The 15,003-nt window shown below is 63.8% G+C and carries 18 protein-coding genes and 2 tRNA genes; 1 reads left to right on the top strand and 19 read right to left on the bottom strand.

The genetic code is table 11. From position 1 onward, the window contains the following. Position 1: 1 nt before the first annotated feature. From rpsS to QQL24_RS35890, 9 genes are all read right to left on the bottom strand, one after another. Positions 2-280, bottom strand: a complete 279-nt coding sequence (gene rpsS, locus QQL24_RS35930; protein ID WP_284317127.1) for a 30S ribosomal protein S19 — start codon at positions 278-280, stop codon at positions 2-4. A gap of 11 nt (positions 281-291) precedes the next feature. Beyond that, on the bottom strand, positions 292-1,125 hold the full coding sequence (rplB, locus tag QQL24_RS35925) for a 50S ribosomal protein L2 (protein ID WP_284317126.1): 834 nt from the start codon (positions 1,123-1,125) through the stop codon (positions 292-294). Between the two features lie 28 nt (positions 1,126-1,153). Further along, on the bottom strand, positions 1,154-1,450 hold the full coding sequence (locus QQL24_RS35920; RefSeq protein ID WP_284317125.1) for a 50S ribosomal protein L23: 297 nt from the start codon (positions 1,448-1,450) through the stop codon (positions 1,154-1,156). Beyond that, positions 1,447-2,067, bottom strand: a complete 621-nt coding sequence (gene rplD / locus QQL24_RS35915) for a 50S ribosomal protein L4 (RefSeq protein ID WP_284317124.1) — start codon at positions 2,065-2,067, stop codon at positions 1,447-1,449. Before rplD ends, QQL24_RS35920 begins: the two co-directional genes overlap by 4 nt. A 10-nt stretch (positions 2,068-2,077) precedes the next feature. Continuing rightward, entirely contained in the window at positions 2,078-2,782 is a 705-nt protein-coding gene (gene rplC / locus QQL24_RS35910) for a 50S ribosomal protein L3 (RefSeq protein ID WP_284317123.1), read from the bottom strand. Positions 2,783-2,813: 31 nt separating this feature from the next. Continuing rightward, positions 2,814-3,122, bottom strand: coding sequence for a 30S ribosomal protein S10 (gene rpsJ, locus QQL24_RS35905; RefSeq protein ID WP_284317122.1), 309 nt, complete (start codon positions 3,120-3,122; stop codon positions 2,814-2,816). Between the two features lie 65 nt (positions 3,123-3,187). Continuing rightward, entirely contained in the window at positions 3,188-4,378 is a 1,191-nt protein-coding gene (gene tuf, locus QQL24_RS35900) for an elongation factor Tu (RefSeq protein WP_284317121.1), read from the bottom strand. Positions 4,379-4,518: 140 nt separating this feature from the next. After that, positions 4,519-4,592: transfer RNA gene (locus QQL24_RS35895), tRNA-Gly, on the bottom strand. Between the two features lie 24 nt (positions 4,593-4,616). After that, positions 4,617-4,701, bottom strand: a tRNA-Tyr gene (locus tag QQL24_RS35890). Positions 4,702-4,914: 213 nt separating this feature from the next. Between QQL24_RS35890 and QQL24_RS35885 the strand changes: the two genes are divergently transcribed. Further along, on the top strand, positions 4,915-5,688 hold the full coding sequence (locus QQL24_RS35885; protein ID WP_284317120.1) for a TrmH family RNA methyltransferase: 774 nt from the start codon (positions 4,915-4,917) through the stop codon (positions 5,686-5,688). A gap of 205 nt (positions 5,689-5,893) precedes the next feature. Here QQL24_RS35885 and QQL24_RS35880 read toward each other — a convergent pair whose 3' ends face one another. The 10 genes from QQL24_RS35880 to QQL24_RS35835 form a co-directional block, all read right to left on the bottom strand. After that, a complete protein-coding gene (locus QQL24_RS35880) occupies positions 5,894-6,415 on the bottom strand; it encodes a hypothetical protein (protein ID WP_284317119.1) in 522 nt (173 codons plus the stop codon). A gap of 66 nt (positions 6,416-6,481) precedes the next feature. Then, positions 6,482-7,213: a DNA repair protein RecO gene (gene recO, locus QQL24_RS35875; protein WP_284317118.1), complete on the bottom strand. Its 732-nt coding sequence runs from the start codon at positions 7,211-7,213 to the stop codon at positions 6,482-6,484. 18 nt (positions 7,214-7,231) lie between these two features. Next, positions 7,232-8,146, bottom strand: coding sequence for a GTPase Era (gene era / locus QQL24_RS35870; protein WP_284317117.1), 915 nt, complete (start codon positions 8,144-8,146; stop codon positions 7,232-7,234). A gap of 85 nt (positions 8,147-8,231) precedes the next feature. Next, a complete protein-coding gene (gene rnc, locus QQL24_RS35865) occupies positions 8,232-8,945 on the bottom strand; it encodes a ribonuclease III (RefSeq protein ID WP_284317116.1) in 714 nt (237 codons plus the stop codon). Further along, a complete protein-coding gene (gene lepB, locus QQL24_RS35860) occupies positions 8,942-9,601 on the bottom strand; it encodes a signal peptidase I (protein ID WP_284317115.1) in 660 nt (219 codons plus the stop codon). Before lepB (QQL24_RS35860) ends, rnc begins: the two co-directional genes overlap by 4 nt. 92 nt (positions 9,602-9,693) lie before the next feature. Beyond that, on the bottom strand, positions 9,694-10,512 hold the full coding sequence (gene lepB / locus QQL24_RS35855) for a signal peptidase I (RefSeq protein ID WP_284317113.1): 819 nt from the start codon (positions 10,510-10,512) through the stop codon (positions 9,694-9,696). A gap of 113 nt (positions 10,513-10,625) precedes the next feature. Beyond that, positions 10,626-11,033: a holo-ACP synthase gene (gene acpS / locus QQL24_RS35850; RefSeq protein WP_284317112.1), complete on the bottom strand. Its 408-nt coding sequence runs from the start codon at positions 11,031-11,033 to the stop codon at positions 10,626-10,628. Beyond that, the gene (locus QQL24_RS35845) at positions 11,030-11,797 is read right to left on the bottom strand and encodes a pyridoxine 5'-phosphate synthase (RefSeq protein ID WP_284317111.1); all 768 of its coding nucleotides are present in this window, start codon (positions 11,795-11,797) and stop codon (positions 11,030-11,032) included. Before QQL24_RS35845 ends, acpS begins: the two co-directional genes overlap by 4 nt. Positions 11,798-11,806: 9 nt before the next feature. After that, entirely contained in the window at positions 11,807-12,391 is a 585-nt protein-coding gene (gene pyrE / locus QQL24_RS35840; RefSeq protein WP_284317110.1) for an orotate phosphoribosyltransferase, read from the bottom strand. 328 nt (positions 12,392-12,719) lie between these two features. Continuing rightward, the gene (locus QQL24_RS35835) at positions 12,720-14,912 is read right to left on the bottom strand and encodes a RelA/SpoT family protein (RefSeq protein WP_284317170.1); all 2,193 of its coding nucleotides are present in this window, start codon (positions 14,910-14,912) and stop codon (positions 12,720-12,722) included. Between the last annotated feature and the right edge of the window lie 91 nt (positions 14,913-15,003).

Genomic DNA, 15,003 nt, shown 5'->3' with positions numbered 1-15,003 from the left:
CTTACTTCCTCTTCGCCTTCTTGTCCGCCGCGTGACCATAGAAGGTACGCGTCGGGGCAAATTCACCGAGCTTCATACCGACCATGTCTTCGTTCACCTGCACCGGAACGTGCTTCTGGCCGTTATAGACGCCAAAGGTCACGCCGATGAAGTGCGGCAGGATGGTGGAGCGGCGGCTCCAGGTCTTGATGACCTCGCTGCGGCCGGAGCCGCGCGCGGCATCCGCCTTTTTCAGGAGGTACCCGTCAACAAACGGGCCTTTCCAGACTGAGCGGGACACGTGTGGTCTCCTTACTTCTTCTTAGCGTGACGGGACGAGACGATGAACTTGTTCGTCGCCTTGTTCGAACGCGTCTTCTTGCCCTTGGTCGGCTTGCCCCAGGGCGTGACAGGGTGACGGCCACCCGAGGTACGGCCTTCGCCGCCACCATGGGGATGGTCGATCGGGTTCATGGCAACACCGCGGACCGACGGCTTGATGCCGAGCCAGCGCGAACGACCCGCCTTGCCGAGCGAGATGTTCATATGGTCCTGGTTCGAGACCGCGCCGACGGTGGCGAAGCAGCTCGACAGGATCAGGCGCTGCTCGCCCGAGTTCAGGCGCAGGATGACGTAAGCGCCATCGCGGCCTGCGATCTGGGCATAGCTGCCGGCGGAGCGGGCGATGGCACCGCCACGGCCGAGCTTGAGCTCGACATTGTGGACGATGGTGCCAACCGGCATCGCCGACATCGGCATGGCATTGCCCGGCTTCACGTCGGCCGAAGCCGAGGCGACCACCTTGTCGCCGACAGCCAGACGCTGCGGGGCAAGGATATAGGCCTGCTCACCGTCCGTATAGGAGATGAGCGCGATGAAAGCGGTGCGGTTCGGATCATACTCGATCCGCTCGACCGTACCCTCGACATCGAGCTTGCGGCGCTTGAAGTCGACGATGCGGTAGGCGCGCTTGTGGCCACCCGACTTGCGGAACGAGGTGATGCGGCCGGTGTTGTTGCGGCCGCCCGACTTGTTCAGGCCTTCGGTCAAGGTCTTGACCGGAGCGCCCTTGTACAAGGCGGAGCGGTCGACCAGCACAAGCTGGCGAAGGCCCGGCGTAACCGGCTTGAATTTCCTGAGAGCCATTGGTCTCTCTCCCTTTCCGGTCCGCGCCTCAGAGGCCCGTCGTCACGTCGATCGTGTGGCCTTCGGCCAAAGTCACGATCGCGCGCTTGACGTCGCTCTGGGTGCCCAAAATGCCCTTGAAACGCTTGGTCTTGCCCTTGCGAACGAGCGTGTTGACACCCGTCACCTTGACATTGAACAGCTTTTCAACGGCCGCCTTGATCTGCGGCTTGGTCGCATCGGGAGCGACCTTGAAAACCACCTGGTTGTGCTCGGAGTGAGCGGTCGCCTTCTCGGTGATCACCGGCGACACGATCACGTCGTAATGCCTGACATCGGTGCTCATTTGAAGCGCGCCTCCAGCGCATCGACAGCCGCCTTGGTCAGCACGAGGCTGTCACGGCGAAGGATGTCGTAAACGTTGATGCCCTGCACCGGCAGCACATCCACATTCGGGATGTTGCGGGCGGCCAGTGCGAAGTTCTGATCGACCTCTGCGCCATCGATGATGAGCACGTTGGCCAGGCCCCGCTTGCTGAAGGCTTCCTTCAGCGCTTTGGTCTTGACCTGCTCGACCGCCGCCTTGTCGACGATGATGAGCTGCTGCGTCTTCGCCTTGGACGAAAGCGCATGCTTCAGACCGAGCGCACGCACCTTCTTGGGCAGGTCATGCGCATGGGAGCGCACCACCGGACCGAAAGCGCGGCCGCCGCCACGGAACTGCGGAGCCGAGGCTGCACCGTGACGAGCGCCACCGGTGCCCTTCTGCTTGTACAGCTTCTTCTTCGTGCGGTTGATCTCCGAACGACCCAGCGTCTTATGGGTGCCGGCCTGGCGCTTGGCCAGCTGCCAGCGCACGACGCGCTGCAGGATATCCGTACGGGGCTCGAGACCGAAGATCTCGTCCGACAGCGTAACCGAGCCGGCGTCAGAGCCTTCGAGAGTGGTAATTGAGAGTTTCATCGGCTCCTCCTCACTCGCCAGCGGCTGCTTGAGCAGCTTCAGGCAAGCGGAACGCGCCGGGCTTCGGCGCCGCTTCCGGCAACTGCTTCTTCACGGCGTCACGCACCAGGATCCAGCCGCCCTTGGCGCCGGGAACGGCACCCTCGACCAGGATCAGGCCGCGCTCGACGTCGGTGCGCACAACCTTGAGATTCAAGGTGGTGACGCGCTCGTCGCCCATGTGACCGGCCATCTTCTTGCCGGCGAACGTCTTGCCCGGGTCCTGGCGCTGACCGGTCGAACCATGGGCACGATGCGTGATCGAGTTGCCGTGGCTGGCGCGGTGGCCGGCGAAGTTCCAGCGCTTCATCGAACCGGCAAAGCCCTTGCCGACCGACGTGCCCGTGACATCCACGAACTGGCCGGGGACGAAGTGGTCCGCGGTGATCGTGGCGCCAACCGGGATCATCTCGGCTTCCGGCACGCGGAATTCGACGATCTTGCGCTTGGGTTCTACGTTGGCGACGGCAAAGTGACCGCGCTGCGCGTTGGTCGTGTTCTTGACCTTGGCGAGGCCGGCACCGAGCTGAAGCGCGGTATAACCATTCTTATCGTTGGTCCTGTGGGCGACGACCTGACAGTCGTCGAGCCTGAGAACCGTGACCGGGACATGCTCGCCAGCGTCGTTGTAAACGCGGCTCATGCCGATCTTCTGTGCAATGACACCAGAACGCATGGCGTTCGTTCCTAACACTAGAGGAGCCTGATCAGAGCTTGATCTCGACGTCCACGCCGGCAGCGAGGTCGAGCTTCATGAGCGCGTCCACGGTCTGCGGGGTGGGGTCTACGATATCGAGCAGGCGCTTATGGGTGCGCATCTCGAACTGCTCACGCGATTTCTTGTCGACGTGCGGCGAGCGGTTCACCGTGTATTTTTCGATCCGCGTAGGAAGCGGAATCGGTCCGCGAACGGCGGCGCCAGTGCGCTTGGCCGTCGAAACGATCTCGCGGGTCGACGCATCGAGGATACGATGATCGAACGCCTTGAGACGGATGCGGATGTTCTGGCCGTTCATGCCCTGACTCCGAAAATAAGTGGCGCGCCGCCAAACACGGCGCGCCGGAAAGATGCGTTGAGCTCTTACTCGATGATGGCGGCGACGACGCCGGCGCCGACGGTGCGGCCGCCTTCACGGATGGCGAAGCGCAGCTTCTCTTCCATGGCGATCGGCACGATCAGGCTCACCGTCATGGCGATGTTGTCGCCCGGCATCACCATTTCCGTGCCTTCCGGCAGCGTCACGATGCCCGTCACGTCCGTGGTGCGGAAGTAGAACTGCGGACGGTAGTTGCCGAAGAACGGCGTGTGACGGCCACCCTCTTCCTTGGTCAGGATGTAGGCTTCGGCCTTGAACTTGGTGTGCGGCTTCACCGAGCCGGGCTTGCACAGCACCTGGCCGCGCTCCACGTCCTCGCGCTTGGTGCCGCGCAGCAGCGCGCCGATGTTGTCGCCAGCCTGGCCCTGGTCCAGCAGCTTGCGGAACATCTCAACGCCCGTCACCGTCGTCTTCTGCGTGGCGCGGATGCCGACGATCTCGACTTCCTCGCCAACCTTGACGATGCCGCGCTCGACGCGGCCGGTGACCACCGTGCCGCGGCCCGAGATCGAGAACACGTCCTCGACCGGCATCAGGAAGGGCTGGTCGATCGGGCGCTCGGGCTGCGGGATGTAGTCGTCAACCGTCTTCATCAGCGCCAGGATGGCGTCATGGCCGATCTCCGGCGACTTGTTCTCCAGCGCCATCAGCGCCGAGCCCTTGGTGATCGGAATGTCGTCGCCCGGGAACTCATACTTCGACAAAAGCTCGCGAACCTCGAGCTCGACCAGCTCCAGAAGCTCCGGATCGTCGACCATGTCGACCTTGTTCAGGAACACCACCAGCGCGGGAACGCCGACCTGGCGGGCCAGAAGGATGTGCTCGCGCGTCTGCGGCATCGGGCCGTCGGCCGCCGACACCACCAGGATCGCGCCGTCCATCTGCGCCGCACCCGTGATCATGTTCTTCACATAGTCGGCGTGGCCGGGGCAGTCGACATGCGCATAATGGCGGTTCTTCGTCTCGTACTCGACATGCGCCGTCGAGATCGTGATGCCGCGCGCCTTCTCTTCCGGAGCCTTGTCGATCTGGTCATACGCCGTGAACGTCGCACCGCCCGTCTCGGCTAGCACCTTCGTGATCGCTGCCGTCAGCGACGTCTTGCCATGGTCAACGTGACCAATCGTGCCGATGTTGCAGTGCGGCTTGTTGCGTTCAAATTTCTCTTTGGCCATAGCCCCGTTTCCAGCATTGGAGGATTGGGTATTTCGCCGGTGCGAAATATCGGGCGGGTCGATAGGGGTTTTTGGAGCGGCGCGCAAGAAAAGAATGGCGCCAAATCGTGTCCCCTGCTCGAAATCGGACCGGAAAGGGCTGGAGCGGGTGGAGGGAATCGAACCCTCGTATTCAGCTTGGAAGGCTGCTGCTCTACCATTGAGCTACACCCGCACTCCAAACAGATACAGTGGACGTTGGTGGAAGGGGTTGGATTCGAACCAACGTAGGCTGAGCCAACGGATTTACAGTCCGTCCCCTTTAACCACTCGGGCACCCTTCCAGCACGTCCTTCCGCAACGCTGTAAGGCCGTTGCGAAACCGCAGCGATCGAGTGGCGCGACCGCTTCGTTTGAGGGCGCCGTTATGGTGAGGGGAAACAGACCTGTCAACCCAAAAGGCGAAGTTTGCCGGTGACTTTCTGCACTTCGTGCATGACGGGGCTTTTTTTGCAGCGCCAGCCGTGCAATGGGCTCTCCTCGGTACGGAGAGAGAGATGAACGACAGGGATCGCAGGGGCCATCGCGGCCATCATCGGGGCTATGCGGAGCAGGCAACGCTGGACACGGTGGTGATCTATGGCTGGCATCCCGTGCGCGAGGCCCTGCAGAATCCCGCCCGCAAGCTCAAGCGCCTGCTCGCCACCGAGAACGCCGTGAAGCGGCTGGCCGACGAGAAGGTGCCGACCCGAATCAAGCCCGAGATCGTGCGTCCCTCGGAGATCGACCGCCTGCTGACGCCCGATTCGATCCATCAGGGGCTCTATCTCGAAACCGCGCCCCTGCCCGCCCCCGCCTTCGGCGATCTCGGCCCCAACGATATCGTGCTGGTGCTCGACCAGATTACCGATCCGCACAATGTCGGCGCCATCATCCGCTCGGCATCGGCTTTCAAAGTGGCGGCGATCATCACCACCGAACGCCATTCGCCGGCCGCCACCGGCGTGCTGGCGAAATCGGCCTCCGGCGGGCTCGAACACGTGCCTGTGGTCTCGGTGAAAAATCTCGGCGATACGCTGGACGAGATGGGCGAGAGCGGCGTGACCCGAATCGGCCTCGATTCCGAAGGCCCGGCTACGCTGGAGGGCACCGATTTCCGCGGCCCCCTGGCCCTGGTGCTCGGCGCCGAGGGCAAGGGTCTCAGGCAGCGCACGCGCTCGCTATGCGATGCCCTGGCTCGGCTGGACATGCCGGGCGCGATCAAGAGCCTGAACGTCTCCAATGCCGCCGCGCTGGCGCTCTATGTGGCGAGGACGAAAGTCCCGGCCTGAAGCCGCCCGGGATCGCAGGCATCCTTGCCTGCTCTTGGAAACGGCGCGTTGGGAGGAAGGGGCATTGCTTGGTGTGCCGGTCTTCAGACCGGCATCTTCCACCTAGACTAGGGTGAGGGCATGCCGGTCTGAAGACCGGCACACCGATGGAAGCCCTATGCCCTTGAGCGACGGGCAGGCAAGGATGCCTGCGATCCCAGGAATGCTATTTGCCAGCCGGCGCTGGTGCCGTCGGCGCTGGTACAGCCGCCGCCGCATCGAAATCCATGATCTCCAGATTCGGCCGCGGCACGGGGAGTGCCGTCGCCTCCTGTACGGGCGCGGGCTTGACGGCCGGCGGCACGGCCACCACCGTCCTCGGCTTCATCGGCGCCAGACGGCGCGGCTGACCGGGCACCACGACGACATTGCGCGGCGGGCGGATCACCCGCGGCCGCACGGCCGGCCCTCTGTCACCGGGACCGTAATAATCAGGCTCGTCGTAATAGGGGGCATAGGCCTGACGGCGGCCGGCCCAGGGGCGCTGGTCATAGCCGTAATCGGGCTGATACTCGTTGCGGTAGGCGGGACCGGGGCGATAGGCCCGAGCCGGCGGGTAGTAGTCGCCGCCCCAGCCATCGTCGGCGTAATAGGGGCCATCGCGCCAGCCGGCCAGGGCCGGCGCAGCCGGAAGCGCGGTAGCCAGAGCCAGGGATATCGCCAGAAGGCGCACGACAGGAACAGTCACGGGGTCCATCCTCTGGATGATCGTTTGACCGCTGGTAACCCACGATCTGGGCGGAATAAGGATTTCTTAACCCTTTTCCATCTGCGCCGACAAGGCTTCAACCAGCACGCGCCGCCCCTCGGGCATAACGAGACCCCGAGGCGCGAAGACATCGCGTTCGAGGAAATGGTGGGTAAGCCTGAGGGCATCGGCGATGTCGGCGGCATCGGGAATACCCTCCTCCCCACGCAGGAAGGCGGGCAGGGGCAGCAGCTTGTCATGCCAGGGCGCGCCGGCCTCCCGGCTCACGGCGCGCCCGGATTTGGGCGAGACATAGATGAGATCGTCCTGCCGGCCAGTGGCGGCGCAGATACTGAGATCGAGCCCGAAGCCAAGCTCGGAGAGGATTTCGAGTTCGAAGCGCGCGATCAAGGCGGGTGCCAGGTTGGCATCGGACAAGACCTCGATGACCTGGCCGAGCGCCTCGTGCAAGCCGGGATGGGGATCGCGCTCGGGCAGCAGCCGCACCAAGGCTGCGACATGGCTCATGGCGAACAGTGCCAGGCGCGAGGAGAGAAAGTCCGCCGCATGCAATGTGAGCCCCTCGACGGCGTAATTGCCGAGATGCCCGTCGATCCGTGCCCGCCAGACCAGTTGCACCGCGTTGCCGGGCTGCAGCACAGGTTGCAGCATGCGCGAGCGCCCGCCCCTCACCAGTCCGAGATGGCGGCCGTGATCCCGCGTCATCGCCTCGAGAATCACGCTGGATTCCCCGTGGCGCCTGACGCCGAGAATATAGCCGCTATCGGTCCATTCCATTTGAGATCAATGCGGCTTTCACCGCTTCTCGACCGGGAATTCCAGGCCCATCTCGCGATAGCGCTCGGGATCATCCGACCAGTTCTCGCGCACCTTGACGAACAGGAAGAGATGCACCGGCGCCTCCGCCATGGCGGAGATCTCCTTGCGGGCTGCCATCGAGATCGCCTTGATCGTCTCGCCGCCCTTGCCGATGACGATCTTCTTCTGGCCCTCGCGCGTGACATAGATGGTCTGCTCGATGCGGGCCGAGCCGTCGCTCATCGACTTCCAGTCGGTGGTCTCGACCGTTGATTCATAGGGCAGTTCGTCATGCAGGCGCAGGAAGAGCTTCTCGCGGGTGATCTCGGCGGCGAGCGAGCGCAGCGGTGCGTCGGAGATCTGGTCCTCCGGATAAAGCCAGGGGCCTATGGGCATGATGCCGGCAAGATGGTTGAGGAGATCCTCAACGCCGTTGCCGGTCAGCGCCGAGATCATGAAGGTAGCATCGAATTTCTGCTTGGCGTCGATGCGGGCCGCAAGGTCCAGCAGCGTCTCGCGCTTCACCGCGTCGATCTTGTTGAGGATGAGGATCTTGGTCTGCCTGGTGTCGGCGAGTTTTGCGAGGATGGCCTCGTTTCCCTCGTCGAGGCCGCGCTGGGCGTCGACCAGCAGGCAGATCGCGTCGGCATCGGCAGCCCCGCCCCAGGCGGTGGTGACCATGGCGCGGTCGAGCCGGCGCCTGGGCTGGAAGATGCCGGGCGTGTCGACGAAGATCAGCTGTGTCGTCCCGCTCAAGGCGATGCCGCGCACGATGGCGCGCGTGGTCTGCACCTTGTGTGTGACGATGGAGAGCTTGGCGCCAACGATGGCATTCATCAGCGTCGACTTGCCGGCATTGGGGGCGCCGATCAGTGCGACGAAGCCGCACCGGGTCTCAGAAATTTCGTTCATTGAATTTTCCATGAGCCGTCCCGATCGAATGCGGGAACGGCATTTTTCTCACTATAGCAGCGATTTGCGCGCTCGCGCGGGGAATTCAGGAGCCCTTCCCCTCGAAGCCGATGCCCTCGCGCGCCATGAAGGCGGTGGCGGCGGCCTGCTCGGCCAGGCGCTTCGACTTGCCCTCGCCTTCGGCCGGAACCTGCGTCTCCACATCGACGGCGATGACGAAGCGCGGATTGTGATCCGGACCGGAACGCGAAACCAGCCGGTAGGTCGGCGCCTTCAGCGCTCTTGCCTGCGCCCATTCCTGCAACGCAGTCTTGGCATCGCTCGGCGGGCGGATCGGGGCATGCAGGCGCTCCTGCCAGGCCCGCTCGACCATGGCGCGCGCGCTCTCATAGCCGGCATCGAGGAAGACGGCGCCGATCAGGGCCTCGCAGACATCGCCGAGCGTGGTCAGGCGCTTGCGCCCGCCCGACTGGGCCTCGCCCATGCCGAGCTTCACATGCGGGCCGACGCCCCAGTCAGCAGCCACGGCGGCGCAGGTTTCCTTGCGCACGAGATCTGACAGGCGGCGCGACATCGCCCCCTCCTCATCATCCGGGAAGGCGCGGAAGAGCATGTCCGCCACCGCCAGGCCAAGCACGCGGTCCCCCAGAAACTCCAGCCGCTGATAGCTGAGGAGGCGTCCCGGTCCCTCGAGAAAACTGATATGGGTCAGCGCCCGCTCCAGCAGGCCGCGATCGGCAAAGACATGGCCGATGGCGGTTTCCAGGCTCTCAAGCGGCGGCTTCTTCTTCACGCTCATTGGATCGGCTTGAACGTCCGTCCTGGTTCGCTACTGGTCGAATAGAGCACGGCCCAGGCCTTTGCGATGAAATTGTCGGCCGGCACGAAGCCGACACCCGAGGCTGTCATATCACGGGAATCTTCAGAATTGTCGCGATTATCGCCCATGGTGAAATACTGGCCGGGCGGCACGAGGAATTCTTGCGTATTGTCGTAGAAGCCGACGTCGCCCTGGATCTCGATGATGTCGTATTTCACGCCGTTGGGTAGGGTCTCGATATATTTCGGCACATCCTGTTTCCGGCCGAACATATCCTTTAGCGCATAGGTGCCGTCCTCCTGGCGTGGCACCATCGTGCCGTTGAGATAGAGGCGGCCTTCCTTCATCTGCACGCGATCGCCGGGCATGCCGATCACCCGCTTGACATAGATCACGCTGGGATCGTGAGGGAACAGAAAGAATGCGATGTCGCCCTGTTGCGGATCGCTGGCCAACAGGCGTCCTTTAAACAGGCCTGCTGGGAAGCCCAGCGAGCCCGCTGATACGCCATAGCTAAAACGTCCCGCCATGATCACGTCCCCCACGAGGAGCGTCGGGATATTGGAACCGGAGGGAATCGAAAACGCACGAGGCTGGGCCGCAGCGACCACAGCGGCCAGGACAAGAATTGCCATGAGAAATTTCTTCACGGACGAATCCCGATATCCCACCACTCCGACAGCTGCACATCGGGCTCCTCAGTCCGAGGTACGGGATAAGATTGATCTTAGTGGATGAGCGAGAACAGGCGGCTGCCGCGGACGGTCCAGGGCCACTGCCAGAAGGCGAGCACGGAGGCGCTCTTGTCTTCCGGACCATCGCCGACCGAGAAGAAGATGACCTGGGCCTTGCCGACGAAATTGTCGAGCGGCACATAGCCGACGCCGCTGTTGGTCATGTCGCGGGAATCGTCGGAATTGTCGCGGTTGTCGCCCATCATGAAGTAATGGCCTGCCGGCACCACGAATTCTTCCGTGTTGTCGTAATAGCCCGTATCGCCGCTGACTTCGATGATGCGATGCTTCACGCCATTGGGCAGCGTTTCGAGGTAAGTTGGCACGTCGACATCGCGGCCGAAGGAATCCTTCATCTGGAAGGGCTTGGCTGCCTCACGCGGCACTATGGTGCTGTTGATGTAGAGCCGGCCTTCCTTCATCTGGATATGGTCGCCCGGCAGGCCGATTACGCGCTTGATATAGTCGGTCGAATTGTCGCTGGGCAGCTTGAAGACGGCGACGTCCCCGCGCTGCGGCCCGTCGCCGGACCAGATGCGGCCCGCCGGCAGAATGTCCGAGATCAGGGGTACCGAGTAACGCGACCAGCCATAGCTGTATTTCGACACCATCACATAGTCACCCACAAGCAGCGTGGGGATCAACGAGCCTGAAGGAATATTGAAGGGTTGGAACAGGGCCGTACGCACCACAAGTGCGATGATCAGAGCATGAACAATGATCTTGATGAGTTCGACGATGCCACCGTCTTTAGTCTTCGTCACGGCGCCACTGGAGTTGGGCGTCTTGTTTGGTTCGCTGGCCACGCTCATCGATCTTCCATCTTTGGAGGCTGTCTTTCGGAACAACCCTGTCGCGGCTGCTATAACCTTTGGCGACTCCGGGCGCAACGACAGACCCGGTTTCTATGGCAGCAATGGGGCGTTCACCCTCGCGGACGGGCTTCTATGAGCACAAAAGCCTGCGCAAGCGGGTGCTCGTCGCTCAAAGTCAGGTGAATGACGGCCTCGTGCCCCGCCGGAACGAGGGTATCGAGCAGCGTCCGTGCCGCGCCGGTAAGGGTCAATGTCGGACGCCCGGCGCCATCATTGCCGACCTCCATGTCGTGCCAGTGGATGCCGTGCATGCCATTGACGCCGCTGCCCAGAGCCTTGGAGCAGGCCTCCTTGGCGGCGAAGCGCTTGGCCAGCGTACCGGCCTTGTCGGCCCGGCCGGCCGCCTTGGCCCGCTCGATCTGGGTAAAGCAGCGCTCCTCGAAACGGCGGCCGAAACGCTCCAGCGCCGTTTCGATCCGCTTGATGTCGCAGAGATCGTTGCCGATGCCGATGATCATACGGCCCGGCTCCGGCCCGCCGCCATGGCTGATTTCACCGTGCGGATGCTCTCGGCAAGCCCCACGAAGATCGCCTCGCCGATGAGGAAATGGCCGGTGTTGAATTCGGCGAATTGCGGCACGGCGGCCAGCGTCTCGGAGGTTTCGAAATCGAGCCCGTGGCCGGCATGCACTTCCAGGCCGAGGCCGGCAGCGATGCCCGCGCCAAGCTTCAGGCGCTCGAACTCGGCTGCGGCGTGACCGCCCTGCCCCCCCGTCACCGCTTCGCACCAGGTGCCGGTGTGCAATTCCACGATGTCGGCGCCGAGCGCCGCGCAAGCCTCCAGCACGGCCCTGTCCGGCTCGACGAAGAGCGACACGCGGATGCCGGCATCCTTGAAGCGGGGGATGGCATTACGCAGGTTCGCCTCGCCGCCGCGCACGTCGAGGCCGCCCTCGGTGGTGCGCTCCTCGCGTTTCTCGGGGACCAGGCAGACCGCATGAGGCTTCACCTTGAGGGCGATCTCCAGCATATCCGGCGTAACCGCCATTTCGAAATTGAGCGGCGCCGGCACCTCTGCCCGGATGCGATGGATATCCGCGTCGCGGATATGCCGCCGGTCCTCACGCAGATGCGCGGTGATACCGTCGGCGCCCGCCTCGATGGCAAGCTGGGCCGCCCGTACGGGGTCCGGCCATTTGCCGCCGCGCGCATTGCGCACGGTGGCGACATGGTCGACATTGAGGCCGAGGCGGATCTGGTTGGAACGCGTGTTACCGGACATGGGTGTCTCTCAACTGGAAAGCGCGCGGCTGCCGGGCTTGACCACGGGAAGCTTGGCAAGCTCTGGCGGCAGCTGGTCCGCTGGGAAGGCGGGAATGTCGAGGGTCGCAAGCGCCACCAGTGGCTTGCCGAGATCGGCCTTGCCACCGGAACGGTCGATCAGGCAGGCGGCGCCCACCACCTCGCCCGGGTGCTCGGCGATCGCCGCCAGGCATTCGCGCGAGGACAGGCCCGTGGTGACGATATCCTCGACCATGACGACACGGGCGCCAGCCGGAATCTGGAAGCCGCGTCGCAGCTGGAACTGGCCGTTCTCACGCTCGACGAACACCGCCTTGGCGCCAAGGGCACGCGCCGTCTCGTAGCCCGGCACAATGCCGCCGACCGCGGGCGAGACCACCATGTCGATCTTGCCGAAGCGTTCGGTGATCTTGGCGGCCAGGGCCTTGCACAGGCGCTCGGTGCGCACCGGATCCATGAAGATGAACATCTTCTGCAAGAACACCGGCGAATGCAGCCCGGAGGAAAGGATGAAATGCCCTTCGAGCAGGGCGCCCGCATCCTTGAACTCGGCCAGCACATCATCCTGCGTCATCATCGGCTCCTTGCGATTTTCCGGCTGTAGGGGCTACGCCGACCGGCAGCGCAGATCAATGGCCGATCCAGCCGTCGGTATCAAAATTTCGGAAGTGCAGCCTGCGGCGCCACAATGGGAGCACTCCCTTCACACGGGAGGGTTCGCAGGCTCGGCCAGGCTTTGAATTCGGGTTAACAAGGGCGCCACCGTCATTTCGGCTGTGGCCTATCCTCCCAAGCTTGGGCTTGGGAGTGGGAACGCCGGAATCCATGAACACAGTTCTTCGAAGGCTGTGTTCATGGATTCCGGGGTCTCACCATGTTCGCCCGGAATGACGATGCCGCGCTCACACGATGCGCGTGACCTCGCTCACCACCTTGCGAGCGCGCAGGCCGTCGATGATGGCGAGCAGATGCTTGAGGTCGTAGACCTCCAGATCGATGATCATCTCGGTCATATCGAAGGAGCGGCGCTGCATGGCGAGGTTGTCGATATTGCCGTCCGTCTCGGCGATGACCTGGGCGATCTGCGCCAGGGTGCCCGGCTCATTGATCGAGACGACCTGGATCCTCGCCGGGTAGCGCTCGGCCCGCGTCGCTTCGAGATCCCAGCGCACATCGAGCCAGAGTTCGGGACGATCCTCGAAATTGGCCAACGCCGGCGACTGGATGGGATAGATGGTGATCGCCTCGCCCGGGGTGAGGATTGCGACGATGCGGTCCCCCGGCACGGCGCCGCCGTCCGAGAAGCGCACCGGCAGATCGCCCATCAGGCCACGCACGGGAATGGCAGCCGAGGCGGGATCGCCCCCGCTCGGCAGCTTGAAGCGCAGGTTCTGGCCGCCTTGCAGGCCGAACCAGGTCTCGTCGAGGCCAGCGGCCGCGTGGCTCGATTGCTCGACCTTGAAATCCGGAAAGACGGCCCGCACCACGTCCTGCGAACGCATCTCGCCGCGGCCGACCGCTGTCAGCACGTCCTCGACGCTCTTGCGGGCGAGCCGCTTCAAAGCGCCCTGCAGGGCATCCGGCGAATAGGTCTTGTCGAGGCGCTCGAAGGCACGCTCGATGATGCGCTGCCCCAGCCCCGCATATTGGGCGCGCACGGCGCTGCGCGTCGCCTTGCGGATGGCGGCGCGGGCGCGGCCGGTGACGACCAGCGTCTCCCAGGCAGCGGGCGGCGTCTGCTCCTTGGCGGTGATGATGGCGACTTCGTCGCCGTTGTAGAGCTCGGACACCAGCGGCGCCGTGCGGCCGTTGACGCGGCAGCCCACCGCCGTATTGCCGACATCGGTGTGCACGGCATAGGCGAAGTCGATGGCATTGGCGCCGCGGGGCAGGGTGATCAGCTTGCCTTTGGGCGTGAAGCAGAAGACCTGGTCCTGGAAGAGCTCGAGCTTTGTATGCTCCAGGAACTCCTCGGGATTGTCGCCTTCCGCCAGCATGGCCATGGTGCGGCGCAGCCAGGCGAAGGCGCGGCTCTCGCCTTCGAGGCGCTGCGTGTCGCCTGCCTTGTTCTCCTTGTAGAGCGCATGGGCGGCGATGCCGAATTCGGCGATGCGGTGCATGTCATCGGTGCGGATCTGCAGTTCCACGCGCTGCTGGCCGGGCCCGATCACCGTTGTGTGCAGCGAGCGATAGTCATTCTGCTTGGGCGTCGAGATGTAGTCCTTGAAACGCCCCGGCACGAGCGGCCATTTGGTGTGGACGATGCCGAGCGCGCGATAGCAATCCTCCACCGTGCCAACCAGCACGCGGAAGGCGAAGATGTCGGAAAGCTGCTCGAAGGCGACCTGCTTCTGCTCGGTCTTCTTGAAGATCGAATAGGGTCGCTTCTCGCGGCCCTTGACGGTGGCCTCGATCCCCCGTTCGCGTAGTTGCTCACGCAGATCGTTCTCGATCTCGGCGATCAGCGCGCCGTTGCGGCGCTTCAGCCCCTCAAGGCGGCGAACGATGGTCTCGTAATGCGCGGGCTGCAGTTCGTGGAAGGACAGATCCTCCAACTCCTCGCGCATGTCCTGCATACCCATGCGACCGGCAAGCGGCGCATAGATGTCGAGCGTCTCCTGGGCGATGCGGGCGCGCTTCTCCGCCTTCATGAAATTGAGCGTGCGCATATTGTGCAGGCGATCGGCGAGCTTGACGAGAAGGACGCGCACGTCCTCCACGATGGCCAGCAGGAGCTTGCGCAGGTTCTCGGCCTGCTTGGCCTCCTTGGAGACGAGATCCAGCTTCTTGATCTTGGTCAGGCCGTCGACAAGGGCGGCGATCTCCTTGCCGAAACGCCGCTCGATCTCGCCGCGGGTGGCGTCCGTGTCCTCGATGGTGTCGTGCAGAAGCGCGGCCGCGATGGTGGCATCGTCAAGCTTGAGGTCGGTGAGGAGCGAGGCGACCTGGAGGGGATGGGAGAAATAGGGATCGCCGGAGGCGCGGAACTGCGCGCCATGTTTCTGCATGGCATAGACATAGGCGGCGTTCAGGAGATCCTCGTTCACGGCCGGATTATAGGCCCGGACCTTGTCGACGAGTTCATATTGCCGCATCAGGCGGAAAGGCGCCGTCACTCACATTCTCCCGCCGGGATGGTTTTCACCCCTGGCAAACTCAACGTTTCGCCGCCACGCTCCATGGCCA

Origin of the sequence: Labrys miyagiensis (genome assembly GCF_030160835.1) — a bacterium.
Lineage (GTDB): Bacteria > Pseudomonadota > Alphaproteobacteria > Rhizobiales > Labraceae > Labrys > Labrys miyagiensis.
The sequence above is the reverse complement of the archived record's forward strand: the minus strand, read 5'-3'. Positions and strand labels throughout refer to the sequence as shown.

Coding starts and splice junctions, on each gene's coding strand:
- rnc (WP_284317116.1), bottom strand. CDS start 8,945: ATGAGCGTGAAGAAGAAGCCGCCGCTTGAGAGCCTGGAAACCGCCATC.
- rplD (WP_284317124.1), bottom strand. CDS start 2,067: ATGAAACTCTCAATTACCACTCTCGAAGGCTCTGACGCCGGCTCGGTT.
- acpS (WP_284317112.1), bottom strand. CDS start 11,033: ATGATCATCGGCATCGGCAACGATCTCTGCGACATCAAGCGGATCGAA.
- QQL24_RS35920 (WP_284317125.1), bottom strand. CDS start 1,450: ATGAGCACCGATGTCAGGCATTACGACGTGATCGTGTCGCCGGTGATC.
- QQL24_RS35845 (WP_284317111.1), bottom strand. CDS start 11,797: ATGTCCGGTAACACGCGTTCCAACCAGATCCGCCTCGGCCTCAATGTC.
- QQL24_RS35885 (WP_284317120.1), top strand. CDS start 4,915: ATGAACGACAGGGATCGCAGGGGCCATCGCGGCCATCATCGGGGCTAT.
- era (WP_284317117.1), bottom strand. CDS start 8,146: ATGAACGAAATTTCTGAGACCCGGTGCGGCTTCGTCGCACTGATCGGC.
- lepB (WP_284317113.1), bottom strand. CDS start 10,512: ATGAGCGTGGCCAGCGAACCAAACAAGACGCCCAACTCCAGTGGCGCC.
- tuf (WP_284317121.1), bottom strand. CDS start 4,378: ATGGCCAAAGAGAAATTTGAACGCAACAAGCCGCACTGCAACATCGGC.
- rpsJ (WP_284317122.1), bottom strand. CDS start 3,122: ATGAACGGCCAGAACATCCGCATCCGTCTCAAGGCGTTCGATCATCGT.
- rplB (WP_284317126.1), bottom strand. CDS start 1,125: ATGGCTCTCAGGAAATTCAAGCCGGTTACGCCGGGCCTTCGCCAGCTT.
- pyrE (WP_284317110.1), bottom strand. CDS start 12,391: ATGACGCAGGATGATGTGCTGGCCGAGTTCAAGGATGCGGGCGCCCTG.
- recO (WP_284317118.1), bottom strand. CDS start 7,213: ATGGAATGGACCGATAGCGGCTATATTCTCGGCGTCAGGCGCCACGGG.
- rplC (WP_284317123.1), bottom strand. CDS start 2,782: ATGCGTTCTGGTGTCATTGCACAGAAGATCGGCATGAGCCGCGTTTAC.
- QQL24_RS35835 (WP_284317170.1), bottom strand. CDS start 14,912: ATGCGGCAATATGAACTCGTCGACAAGGTCCGGGCCTATAATCCGGCC.
- lepB (WP_284317115.1), bottom strand. CDS start 9,601: ATGGCAATTCTTGTCCTGGCCGCTGTGGTCGCTGCGGCCCAGCCTCGT.